Here is a 13,276-nt window from a genome sequence, read left to right on the forward strand (position 1 = left end):
TTTTTTATAAATTGTTTCAGTAAGTTATCCAGGTTTGTTATATGTAAATTCACATATAAGTCATTCCGTTTGTCTTAATGAGGTGCGTATTATAGACGTTTAATTCAGTAAGTCAAGAAGTTATTTTTATTTAGTTTGAAGTTTTTATCTGCACTACCTTGGTAGTTGATTGAAACTGCAAAACTATCGGCTGATTGGTGAATAGCTTAGTTAATAACTGGCTATTATAATAAGTGGTAAACCACTCCCCATATCATCCTTCCCTTTCGACTAGGGCGCATTATACGCACATTTGAGAGGGGGTCAAGGGGGTTTGGACGTTTAAATTAATATATCTTCCAACCCCTTGATTGCTTACGATTTAAATTTGAGACTTTAGTTTTATTCTATAATCTTATAAATCTAAGCTTGTAGTAATGCCAAAACACTTATAAGGATGTTTATGAAATTAGGCTTATTAATAGTTGGTTGTCTCACTCTTTTAGCAACTACTGCCACTGCTAAGATTAGTGCTGATTATACTTCTCTTAAAGATGAAGACTGCCAAACTTTGAATATGGTCGAAAATCTATATCAGGCAAATTGCCCTTCAAAACAGAACTATCTGTTGCATACATTCAGTCGTGATTTGAGATCTGGGGTAGATTTAATATATAACAATCACAAGGTATCTTATCAGCCTATACCACCTTTTCATGTGGGCGCGACTGTTGAGTGGAGATATGAGAAAGTTGGTAATGCAAAGAAGTACCATGCTCTTATCTATCGTGTTTATACGGCTCAAATAGATCCCTTGGATGGTGATTCGTTTTATTTACCGAGGGAACAGGACAAGCAGCAATTGGTTGTCATTCGTTTAAATAAAGAGAAGTCGTGTTTGTTGGGTGTTATTGAACCAAGTAAAAATATGAATATAGAAGCTCGAAAGCTTGCGGACAATAAGTCTGCTAGATGTATTAAGTAATTCAAAATTTCTTATTACTGTCATGATGCTTATTGATAACCCCCTTCTCTATGTGCATAGCTATCTGTATATTTATCCTTCTTGATATTTATACAAATAGCACCTATATATAGAAACTGACGTAACCCCTTGCTTGCTAGTGTTAATAGACGGTTTTTGCTATAATAGCTGCTTTTATAACATTACTGCATATCATGTCTGCCTACCTTTATTAGAAGGGTACTTATTTATCATCATACTAAGTTGATTACGGGTCATTAGATGACTTAATAATTGTCCTACTATATATATGATGCTATATAAGTTTAAGCGCAGTGCTTGTAGTTAATGCTCATTTCTTACAACATATCCAACATATCAAAGCGGTTAGATATAATTGACGCAGTCTTACGGTTATATGATTGATGGTTGCAATCATCACTGCCAACGGACGCAAAAAGGTGAATAGATTATGGTAGCGATTACTTTACCCGATGGTAGCGTAAAAAACTTCGAAGGCAATACAACCGTCATGGAAGTGGCGCAAAGTATTGGGGCAGGATTGGCGAAAGCGACGGTCGCTGGGCGCGTAGATGGTCAGTTAGTCGATGCGCACGACCCTATCACCCATGATGCTAAAGTTGAAATCGTAACGCCAAAAGATGCTGACGGTGTCGATATCATTCGCCACTCGGCTGCCCACTTATTAGGTCATGCCGTTAAGCAGCTATATCCTGACGTAAAAATGGTGATTGGTCCTGTCATTGAAGATGGCTTTTATTACGACATCTATAGTGAGACGCCATTTACCCCTGAGCATATGGAAAAAATTGAAAAACGCATGATGGAGCTGATTAAGCAAGATTATGACGTTATCAAGAAAATAACGCCACGCGATGAAGTTATCAAGATATTTGAAGAGCGCGGCGAAGACTATAAGCTTAAGCTGATTAATGATATGCCGGGCGAAGAAGCTTTTGGTCTATATCATCATCAAGAATATGTCGATATGTGCCGTGGTCCACACGTACCAAACACTCGCTTCTTGAAAGTATTTAAACTGACTAAAATGTCAGGTGCTTATTGGCGCGGCGATGCCAAAAACGAACAGCTACAACGTATCTATGGTACGGCGTGGGCAGATAAAAAAGATTTAAAAGCCTATATCCAACGTATTGAAGAGGCCGAAAAACGCGATCACCGTAAGATTGGTAAAGCGTTAAATCTGTTCCATATGCAAGAGCAAGCGCCGGGTATGGTGTTTTGGCATGCTAACGGTTGGACGATTTATCAGGTACTTGAGCAATATATGCGTAAAGTACAACATGATAATAACTATGAAGAAATCAAAACGCCACAAATCGTCGATCGTAGCCTATGGGAACGCTCAGGACATTGGGGTAACTATGCCACTAATATGTTTACTACCTCAAGTGAAAACCGTGATTATGCGGTAAAACCAATGAACTGCCCGTGTCACGTGCAAGTCTTTAATCAAGGTTTAAAGTCTTACCGTGAATTACCGCTACGTATGGCAGAGTTTGGCTCGTGCCATCGTAATGAACCATCAGGCTCATTGCATGGTTTGATGCGCGTACGTGGTTTTACCCAAGATGATGCGCATATCTTTTGTACCCAAGCGCAGATTCAGCAAGAAGTCGCTGATTTCATTAAGCTGACCCTTGCTGTTTATGAAGACTTTGGTTTTGATAACATCATTATGAAGCTCTCGACCCGTCCTGAAAAGCGTGTCGGTAGTGATGAGTCTTGGGACTTTGCCGAAAAAGCCTTGGCAGACGCGTTAGATAGCTCAGGACTAGATTGGGCTTATTTACCGGGCGAAGGCGCGTTCTATGGTCCAAAAATTGAATTTAGTCTAAAAGACAGTTTAGGTCGGGTATGGCAATGCGGCACTATTCAGGTAGATCCAAATATGCCTGAGCGCCTTGATGCTGAATTTGTTAATGAGCAAAATGAGCGTGAAGTGCCTATTATGTTGCACCGTGCTATCTTGGGTTCATTTGAGCGCTTTATCGGTATCTTGATTGAAAACTACGCCGGTTGGATGCCAGTATGGTTGGCACCGCAGCAGGTTGCAGTGATGAATATCACTGATAAACAAGCTGATGCTTGCGAAAATGTGGTGCGTGAGCTGAAAAATGCAGGTCTGCGAGCCACTAGTGACTTGCGTAACGAAAAGATTGGATTTAAGATACGAGAGAAAACATTAGAACGCGTTCCCTATATGCTAGTATTGGGAGATAAAGAAGTCGAATCGGGCAGCGTCAACGTCCGAACTCGTGAAGGTGAAAACCTCGGCGTCATGAGTGTTGCAGAATTTATTACATTAGTACAGACAGCTGTTGGCAAAAAAGGCCGACAGACCCCAAAAACAGATGAGGAGTAATACCTATTAAACAGTCAAACCGTTTGAACATCAACGAAGATATCACAGCCAAAGAAGTCCGTCTCGTTAAAGAAGACGGCGAACAGATGGGCGTGGTAGATATCGATACCGCGATGAAAGCGGCACGTGAGGACAGTCTAGATTTGGTCGAATTGGTTCCAGATGCCAAGCCGCCAGTATGCAAAATCATGGATTATAAGCATTTCCTCTATGATCAAAAGCAAAAAGCGAAAGAAGCTAAAAAGAACCAAAAGCAAACTCAGCTGAAAGAGATGAAGCTGCGTCCTAGTACTGAAGAAGCCGATTATCAGGTTAAACTGAAGAAAATTGTTAGCTTCTTAGAAGACCAAGACAAAGTTAAAATCAGTATTCGTTTCCGTGGTCGTGAAATGGCGCACCAAGAGATTGGTCGTAAGCAACTAGATCGCATCATCGAAGACACTGCTGAGATTGCAAACGTCGAGCAATATCCAAAGATGGAAGGTCGTCAAATGGGTATGCTGTTAGGTCCTACCAAGAAAAAATAGTCTGTTCAATAGCTTGCGATTCGTCGTGGCTATCAGCAGCCTATATAGACATTTAAATAGCTATTTAAATTCAAGCCATCAATATGCTCCGGGATATTGATGGTTTTTTAATATATAAACCAGCAAATCATTATTTTTTAATCTATGAAACTCGCGAAACCTAGTTTACAAAATCTATCTTCTCAACCTTTTCATTACCAGTTAATCTAAAGGTCTGTTCTATTACGCTTAAAAGTAATCCAAATAACAATAATCAATAACATAACAATTAAGAGCCTAGCCATTAAGAGGACAGCCATAGTCGATACTAAGACGATTAATGTCTTTGATAACTACATTAGCTCTTTAAATATTATAGGAAATTCCATGCAAGAACTAACCCCACCCGAAAACGCCTCAACGCCAAGTATTACTTTAACTGCACCTGAGCCGGTGAAAGAAATACAAAAAAGCGAAGCCGATCAAATGGTAAAGCTGGATGAAAGCCATATTCCAGAACTTGATGCTAAGGTTGATGCCTTTGTTGATCACGTGATTAACAATTCGGTACACAGCTCTGAGTTTCAGCAAAACGTGCAATCTATCCATAATTTGGGTAATAAAGAAATCCGTGAATCAGCGCAAGTGTCAAACCGTATGCTTGATCTGCCAGCGAAAAGTCTCAATGAGAGCTTGTTTGACAATTCACCTATTGCCAAGTCATTGACTGAGCTGCGCGGGATTGTCGAAGATTTAGATCCGAGCAAAAAAGAGCTAACCAGCTCACGCAAGCTTTTTGGTCTTATTCCATTTGGCAATAAAGTACAAGATTATTTCCGGCAATACGAATCGGCGCAATCGCATATTAACGCGGTGGTGACCAGCCTTTATAATGGCAAAGACGAGCTGCTCAAAGACAATGCCATGATTGAGCAAGAAAAAGTCAATATGTGGGAATTGATGCAATCGATTCGCCAATATATCTATGTTGGTAAAAAAATCGATGAGCAGCTTGAGCAAAAGGTTTATGCTGTTGAAGCCACTGACCCTGAAAAAGCGCGTATTATTAAAGAAGAGATGCTGTTTTATGTGCGTCAAAAAAATACTGACTTTTTAACCCAATTAGCCGTAAACGTGCAAGGTTATTTAGCCCTTGATACCATTCGTAAAAATAACTTAGAGTTGATTAAAGGCGTAGACCGCGCGACCACGACGACTATCTCGGCACTACGTACAGCAGTGGTTGTCGCTCAAGCAATGACCAATCAAAAACTGGTACTTGACCAAATTACGGCATTAAATAAAACCACCAGCAGCTTGATTGAATCGACATCAGCAATGCTCAAACGTCAGTCACTTGAGATTCACGAGCAGGCAACCAGTAGCACGATTGAGCTTGATAAACTGCAGAATGCCTTCAATAACGTCTATGATACAATGGATATGATTAGCAATTATAAAATTGAAGCATTAGAAAATATGAAGCAGACGGTCAACACTTTGACAGCTGAAGTTGATAAAGCGCAGAAATATCTCGATAAGTCGAATCAAACAACGGTACTTGAAGTATCGAAAGAGTTAGATACTAAAAAGATAACCAATCAATCAAATACGGTTGATATCGATATTTAATTTATCTCGCATGTTGAATACTGTTAGCTACTAACGCTAGCAGCTACTTGCTATCTGATGCACATAAGACAATTGACCTAAGATATTACGGCGTTGTTCGTGTTAAGATAGTACTTATTAATAATTTTAAAAATAGATACGGTAATTTATGAGTTGGAATGATCCAAACGCCTCGAATGAGGCACAAAAATACGTCAACCCTATTCCTAGTCGCGAACTGATACTCAGTACGATTAATGAATATGGCGAAGTCACGCATCAACAATTGGCAAAAGCCTTTAATATTGATGACCCTGACCAATTTGACGCTTTGGGCAATCGCCTAAAAGCAATGGCGCGCGATGGTCAAGTAAATCGCGACGGGCGTCCTTATCGCTATCGTACGGTGACCGAGCACGATATCGTCACGGGCACAGTGTCAGCCCATCCTAAGGGTTTTGGCTTTGTTGTATTGAGCGATATGCCTGACCTGTTCTTGCATGAAAAGCAGATGCGCTGGGTATTTAATGGCGATACAGTACAAGCGGTTGGTACGTCTACGGATAACCGTGGTCGCACTGAAGGTCGTATTGTCGATGTCGTTGAACGTCGCCAAAACAACTTCATTGGTACATTGGCGCATGATGAAGATGGTTATTGTGTTGAGCTTGGTAGCCCAAACAATCATCAGCCGATCACCGTCACTGAAGAAAACGTACAGGCGTTCAATGCCAAGCAAGGCTCGCCGGTAAAAGTTGATATTATCGATTGGCCCAACCAGCATGAATTTGCCACTGGTAAAATCACTGAAGTATTATCTGATGATAATGACCGTGAATTGATTATTGAGACTACCTTACTCAACTACGATATTCCGTCAGACTTTAGCGAAGCTGCGCTACAACAGGCTAATGCGTATCAAGAGCCGACCGAAAAAGATTTAAAAGGTCGTACAGACCTGCGTGATTTACCCCTGATTACCATTGATGGTGAAGATGCGCGCGACTTTGATGATGCCGTATTTGCCGAAAAACGCTCAGGTGGTAACTATCGTGTGTTAGTGGCGATTGCCGATGTGAGTTATTACGTGACACCAAACTCGCCTCTTGATAAAGAGGCTTTCGAGCGCGGAACGTCAGTCTACTTCCCGCATCGCGTCATTCCAATGCTGCCAGAAGTATTATCTAATGGTTTGTGTTCATTGAACCCTGAGCGTGACCGTCTCTGTATGGTTGCCGATATCAAAATATCGCGTGCCGGTAACGTTACTGGCTATGAGTTCTATCCTGGGGTTATGCATTCGCAAGCGCGTCTCACTTATAATCAGGTGAATGCTTACCTTGCTAATCCAAAGGATAACAGCGTACCTACATCATTAACCGGTAATAAAGACGTCAAAAAATCGGTCGATACCTTACATCAATTGTATGAACTGCTCCTGAAAAAGCGTGAAGAACGTCATGCAATGGAGTTTGAAACGGTTGAAACTTATATTAAGTTTAATGAAAAAGGTGGTATCGAAGCCATTTTACCGCGTACGCGCGGCGATGCGCAAAAACTTATCGAAGAGTGCATGTTGCTTGCCAATACCTGTGCGGCAAACTTTGCCCTGAGAAATGAGCTGCCTGTTTTATATCGTAACCATGATAAGCCTGATGGCGAAAAGTCGATGCGTATTCATGAATATGCAAAAAACTTTGGTCTAAGCTTCCCAGAAGAAAACCCAACGCAAGCGGATTATCAGCGGATTATCGAAGCGACTAAAGAGCGTCCTGACGCGATTAGTATCCATAGCATGCTGCTGCGCTCGATGATGCAAGCGAACTATGCGCCTGACAATATCGGTCACTTTGGTCTCGCTTATGACGAATATAGCCACTTTACCTCGCCAATTCGCCGCTATCCTGACTTAATGCTGCATCGTGCAATCAAAGCGAAAGTGACTAATAGCCAGCAGCCCGTGATGGACTTCTCGCTTGACGCTGCTGGCACGCAAACCTCAGATACTGAGCGCCGCGCTGAAAAAGCATCGCGCTATGTAGAATCTTGGCTCAAGTGTCATTATATGAAAGATCATGTCGGCGAAGAGTTCGATGGCGTCGTGACTACCGTGACGAGCTTCGGTCTATTTGTGACCTTGACTGATTTATATATCGATGGTCTAGTGCACATCTCAAACGTTGGTGATGATTTCTTTGTCTATGACGAGCAGCAACAGCAGCTTATCGGTAAAGACAGAGGCACTGTATTTGGGCTTGGTGATTTGGTAAAAGTGAAAGTAGCGGGCGTCAATATGGACCTACTACAAATCGACTTTGACCTCAAAGCCAAACTGCAAGCGAGCCAAATGAATCAAACCAAAAGAGATCAGCCAAAGAAAACTCCGGCTAGCAACACTTCGGCTAATAAAACCTCTGCTAAAAGAAGCAGCAGCCGTGGTAAAGGTGCTAGTAAGAAAAGCTAAAGTAATCTAAAACTTAAGATTAAAAAAAGACTAACGTTATCGTTAGTCTTTTTTTATGTGTCGATTAATTGGTAGTTCATTGAATGGCTGGATTAAGATGCGGGATATTTGAGACCTAAAAACTCTAAGCTCTAAAACAGTTATTGTGTATCTGCCATTTGCTCAACACGTTGTTGACTGACTTGCTCTGCTTGTTCTATCTTGGTGGTAGCATTATCAAGGATGGCTTTTGGTTGCTGTCCTAAGGGTTGGCTTGCGATATCTGCTGTATGGCTGTTACCAACATTGTCAGTATTAGCACCGTTGCTATCAGCTACGGCTAAATCATCATTAATATTTTCTGACTTCGTACTAGCGGTTATCGCCTCTCTATTTTTCTCACGTTGGCTGCCGCTCATCATGTTAAAGCCTAATAGAATAACGATACCTGACAGAGCAAAAATAATCAGATGTTTCATTTGCATAAAAATGTCTCGTCTATTGCGATAAAATGTAGATAAACGTTTCATTGCATTTTCTATGCCGACTTTTCTATGTGGTATTGAACGCTATTCTTGCGGGCTACTATTACTTAATAAATCCGTCTCATCTGAGTTTTCAGCAATTTCTTGTTCGACCTTTTCCATCAGCTTTTCGTCAGGACGAGTATCAAGCACCTCATCGGCATTTTGACCTTGCAAGATATACTTCGCCCGCGCCTTCGCTTGTTTTTTGTCTTGATTCTCAATTGCAGCTTCAGCCGCTTGAACTTCATTAGATGTTTTAGAATCGTTAGGAGTTTTAGCAATGTTTGGCGTTACTATTACTTCCGCATGAACTTTATCAGCAGTTTGACTGCTTTGGAAATGCTCAAACGCTTTTTCTACATTATGGTTAAAGCGTAACTGATAGATGGGCTCAGGTAAGCTAAAGCCTTCATCCTCCAACGCATGCTTGGTCTCACGAATGGCAATACTACGGGCTTTGGAAAAATCAGCTTCCAATTGATTGACCCATACTGGAAATTGCAAAATGATATTTGAGTCGCCCACCTCTTTGATAACCGCAGTGACTTTCGGCTTATCTAAGGCAAAACCTAACTGACATATCGCATCGATACCTACTTTGATGGCAGCAAGTGGGTCATCATTGGCATCGACACCTAATTCAAAGGTAAAACGGCGCTCAGGATTTTTGGTGTAATTTAAAATCGTGGCTTTAAAGACTTCAGCATTGGGAATACGTAACTGGTTGCCATCCAAGGTCATTAAAATAGTCGCTCGTGACGTCAGCCGTACCACAATACCCTCTTGTTTATTAATCAAAATATGATCACGGGCACGAAAGGGTTGACGAATACTGAGCATGAGCGAGGCAATATAGTTCTCAATCGTGTCCTTAACCGCAAAACCAACGGCGATACCAATAACGCCTGCGCCGCCAAGTAGCGTGCCCAAGATAGTCTCAGCACCAATCAAACTTAACGCTAAGATAAGCCCCAAAACGATAAATATAACTTTAACGGTCTGCGCCAATAACTCTGCGACAAAAGGGTTGGGCGTGAGACGTTGCCACATCTTTTGCCGATTAGACAACCAGCTGCCAAACCAAGTGACCAAGGCAAATAAAATAATTCCTACTAACAATAGCGGCAAAGCTTTAACTAAGTTTTTTGTCTGCGCCTTTAGGTTTTGATAAACGGTCGACACGTTATCTTGCACATCAAGGGTACGATTGATTCTATCTTCTACCGTCACTACGTCCGTTAAGCGATTGGTTAAATTAATGGCTTGCTGTGCTTTTTTCTCGTTGGGCGTCTCACCGGTTAAGGTAACAACCCCTTGATTAACGCTAACATGAACCGCTTGCAAACCGTCAATTTCAGAAAAGATACCACTGATACGTTGGCGAATATCATTGTCTTTTAATGGTGTGGGAGTGGTTTCGATTTGAGCATTATTGGTGCTTTCACCGCTGATAACGGGTGGCAGCTCGACTGGCATCGGCGCAGCAGTCTCAGAAGTATTCGGCATAGCAGGTGTGATAGCTAGAGTACTATTTAGCTCATTGGTAGCTTCATTAACAGCCGGCTGAGCGGCTGAGGCATCATTATCAGCAACCTCTTTCGCTAAGACAGAAGACTCATCTATGCTGATTTTTCCAGCCCCATAAGTGGGCAGGCTTAAAAAGATGCTTAATGGCAACAGCAACTGAACGCACGCCTTTATAGTTATGCGTAACTTGCGCTGGTCAAAGTTAGCTGCCATAAACATCCTTTTCTATTCTAGCTTTATTCTATAGTCCGTTTAAAATATAAGAGGTACGTTAAAAAATAGCGTTCCAAATATTATTTACCGTCTAGATAAAGCTGCGCCTCACCCAAATCTAAGGTACCTTCATAGATAGCGCGACCGGTAATGATACCCTCGATACAATCACCATAAGGTTTGAGCAATTCGATATCTTTCATATCGGTCACGCCGCCTGACGCAATTACAGGTAATCCGCCTTCACGCGCTAAGTTGACCGTCTGCTCAACATTAACGCCTTGCATCATGCCATCACGGTTAATATCGGTATAAACGATTGACGATACACCAACATCCGCAAAACGCTTGGCAAGTTCAGTGGCTTTGGTATCAGTGACATTTGCCCAACCGTGCGTCGCTACCATGCCGTCTTTGGCATCGATACCGACAATAATATGTCCGGCAAATTCGCGGCAGGCTTCAGCCACAAAATCAGGATCTTCAACGGCTTTGGTGCCGATGATGATATAAGTCAGACCAGCAGTAATATACTGCTCAATGGTTTTCATATTGCGTACACCGCCGCCAAGCTGAATCGGCAGCTTGGGGAAGGCTTTGGCAATATCATGCACCACTTGCTTATGTACTGGAATACCATCAAATGCACCGTTTAAATCGACCAAATGCAAGCGGCGCGCGCCTTCATTGACCCAACGCGCTGCCATCGCAACCGGATCATCAGAAAATACAGTATCGTCTTCCATACGACCTTGTTTTAAGCGCACACATTTACCATCTTTTAAATCAATAGCAGGGATAATGACAGGGACAGCACACATATAGCATTCCTTATAAAAACGATATGAATAATAAAAAACCACTCAAAAGTGAAACAAGCGTCAAAAAGCCACTCAAAAGGCGGCTGTACATAAAGTCATTTAGCATAACAAATTAAAAGAGGTTATTAGGAGAAATTCGTTAAATATTAAAATGACCACATAAAATGAAAGATTGCTTAAAAACTTGGTTAAATAATGGCAAAAACCGCACAATCATAACCATAAGTTTTAGTACGTGGATTCACTAGCAACATTAGGTAAATTCAATTACCAACTGGCAATTTTAGGTCAGTTTAGCGTATAATCCTAGGTAAATTTGTATTTGTGCGATAAAGCCTAATCGTCTGCTACCTCTAGATGATTTCAATCAGCACAAGGTAAATGCAGCCTAACATTAATAACCAGATTAATGCTTGTGCTTATAAATTGCGCTTATCAGGCAATGAAGCTTACCCTGTAATTATAGGTTATTAAACAGCGCTTAGATAATTTTTAGAAAGATGGCTTTGACAAGATATGAAAGTCACTTACTTCTCATTTATAATCACTCGAATGAAGAGCGCTGCTTAAATCACACAGATATGACAATTTTTAAGGTTTTAATAACCGTATGGTAAAACTGTCTTTAATCTCATACTGTCCTTGTTGAGGATGGTATGAGATTTGAGAGTTTTAGTATACACCTTGGTAGCCAGTCGTCACTTTGGTCATTCGAATAAGACATTAACGTGTTGTTAAGGAGTCTAAGGTCAGCGTTAATACTCTTACTTGTAGTTATGATGATGTGTTATGTCTAGAGCACTTTTTCACGCCCTTTTCTGGGGTTGATTAAGGACTTTATTGATGACGCTGTTATTCATGCTGCCGATATACCAAACAGGACGTCTGGTATCGTTTTAGACTATGGACTAAGTTTTCGCTTATGATTACCATCAAAAAAGGTTTGGATTTACCCATCACTGGTGAACCCTCCCGCGAGATATCTGAGCACAGACCCGCCCATGTGGCACTTGTTGGCTATGATTATGTGGGCATGAAGCCCACGATGAATGTCAAAGAAGGCGACATCGTAGCAAAAGGTCAGCCCGTTTTTGAAGACAAAAAACGAGTCGGCGTTATCTACACTGCTCCTGCTGCTGGTAAGGTAATCGCGATTAACCGCGGTGAGCGTCGTGTGTTTGAAAGTCTTGTGATTGCGGTCGACCCAAACGGTGAAGAAGTAGAATTTCAGCGCTACGACTCCCAGCAACTTGCTGACCTAGATCCTGAAGTCGTTGAAACCCAACTGCTTGCCTCTGGTGAATGGACAGCGTTCCGTACGCGTCCCTTTAGCCGTGCTCCCGAAATTGGTGCCCGTCCTCACGCTATCTTTGTCACCGCGATGGATACCAATCCATTAGCGTTTGACCCGATGTTGCTGATTAATGAGCAATTGCAGGCGTTTAATGACGGACTTGCCGTATTATCAACGCTCAGCCCCAAGACCTTTGTCTGCCATCATGGCGATGCCCAGTTGACGCCAGTTGCCAAAACGGCGGCTAATAATGTCACTGAGTATCATAGCTTTGCCGGTAAACATCCAGCCGGTCTTGCTGGTACGCACATTCACTTTTTGCATCCCATCATGCGCGGCGTGACCGTTTGGACAGTTGGCTATCAAGACGTGATTGCCATTGGTAAACTATTTACCACGGGGCGCTTATATACGCGCCGCATGCTTAGCCTTGCCGGTCCTGCTGTCAAAAACCCGCACTTAATCGTCACCGAACGTGGTGCTGATATCACGGCATTGACCAACGGTCAGCTTGAGGCTGGTGAGAACCGTATTATCTCAGGTTCTGTGCTATCAGGTCGTAAAGTGTTTGGCAATACTGCTTATCTTGGTCGCTTTGATAATCAAGTCAGTGTGCTATCTGAAGGTCGTGAGCGTCCAGCGTTCCATTTCTTAAGCGTCGGTAGCAACCGCTTTTCAAAATTGCCTATCTATATTTCTAAGTTTTTTGGCAATAAGAAATATAACTTCACAACTACCAGTAATGGCTCACCGCGCGCGATGGTGCCAATTGGCGTTTATGAAGAGGTGATGCCGCAAGACTACCTGCCAACGCAACTATTACGTGCTTTGATTGTCGAAGACATCATTACGGCAGTAGATTTGGGCGTACTTGAATTGGACGAAGAAGATTTGGCATTATGCACCTTCGTATCTCCTGGCAAATATGAATTCGGCGATATTTTGCGTGATAACTTAACGCGCATTGAGCTGGAGGGCTAACCA

9 protein-coding genes are annotated in these 13,276 nt (G+C 42.0%); 6 read left to right on the top strand and 3 right to left on the bottom strand.

Annotated elements, in window-relative coordinates:
* The first annotated feature begins 442 nt into the window (after nucleotides 1-442).
* The 5 genes from JMW39_RS06530 (at nucleotide 443) to rnr (ending at nucleotide 7,931) form a co-directional block, all read left to right on the top strand.
* Complete coding sequence (locus JMW39_RS06530; protein WP_201544998.1) at nucleotides 443-964, top strand: hypothetical protein; 522 nt, start codon at nucleotides 443-445, stop codon at nucleotides 962-964.
* A 451-nt stretch (nucleotides 965-1,415) separates the two neighbouring features.
* The gene (gene thrS / locus JMW39_RS06535) at nucleotides 1,416-3,350 is read left to right on the top strand and encodes a threonine--tRNA ligase (protein WP_201544999.1); all 1,935 of its coding nucleotides are present in this window, start codon (nucleotides 1,416-1,418) and stop codon (nucleotides 3,348-3,350) included.
* A 23-nt stretch (nucleotides 3,351-3,373) separates the two neighbouring features.
* Nucleotides 3,374-3,877, top strand: a complete 504-nt coding sequence (gene infC / locus JMW39_RS06540; protein WP_201545000.1) for a translation initiation factor IF-3 — start codon at nucleotides 3,374-3,376, stop codon at nucleotides 3,875-3,877.
* Nucleotides 3,878-4,243: 366 nt separating this feature from the next.
* Complete coding sequence (locus JMW39_RS06545; RefSeq protein ID WP_201545002.1) at nucleotides 4,244-5,488, top strand: toxic anion resistance protein; 1,245 nt, start codon at nucleotides 4,244-4,246, stop codon at nucleotides 5,486-5,488.
* 148 nt (nucleotides 5,489-5,636) lie between these two features.
* Nucleotides 5,637-7,931 carry a ribonuclease R gene (rnr, locus tag JMW39_RS06550; RefSeq protein ID WP_201545003.1) on the top strand — a complete coding sequence of 765 codons (2,295 nt, stop codon included), beginning with the start codon at nucleotides 5,637-5,639 and terminating at the stop codon, nucleotides 7,929-7,931.
* 140 nt (nucleotides 7,932-8,071) lie between these two features.
* On the opposite strand, the gene JMW39_RS06555 is transcribed toward rnr, so the two are convergent.
* The 3 genes from JMW39_RS06555 to hisA form a co-directional block, all read right to left on the bottom strand.
* Complete coding sequence (locus JMW39_RS06555) at nucleotides 8,072-8,395, bottom strand: hypothetical protein (protein WP_201545004.1); 324 nt, start codon at nucleotides 8,393-8,395, stop codon at nucleotides 8,072-8,074.
* Between the two features lie 84 nt (nucleotides 8,396-8,479).
* Complete coding sequence (locus JMW39_RS06560; RefSeq protein ID WP_227679439.1) at nucleotides 8,480-10,177, bottom strand: mechanosensitive ion channel family protein; 1,698 nt, start codon at nucleotides 10,175-10,177, stop codon at nucleotides 8,480-8,482.
* A gap of 80 nt (nucleotides 10,178-10,257) precedes the next feature.
* Nucleotides 10,258-10,998: a 1-(5-phosphoribosyl)-5-[(5-phosphoribosylamino)methylideneamino]imidazole-4-carboxamide isomerase gene (gene hisA, locus JMW39_RS06565; protein WP_201545005.1), complete on the bottom strand. Its 741-nt coding sequence runs from the start codon at nucleotides 10,996-10,998 to the stop codon at nucleotides 10,258-10,260.
* A gap of 922 nt (nucleotides 10,999-11,920) precedes the next feature.
* Here hisA and JMW39_RS06570 point away from each other — a divergent pair.
* Entirely contained in the window at nucleotides 11,921-13,273 is a 1,353-nt protein-coding gene (locus JMW39_RS06570) for a Na(+)-translocating NADH-quinone reductase subunit A (protein WP_201545006.1), read from the top strand.
* Nucleotides 13,274-13,276 lie beyond the last annotated feature (3 nt).

The sequence above is a fragment of the Psychrobacter immobilis genome, from assembly GCF_904846175.1.
GTDB classification, from domain to species: domain Bacteria; phylum Pseudomonadota; class Gammaproteobacteria; order Pseudomonadales; family Moraxellaceae; genus Psychrobacter; species Psychrobacter immobilis_E.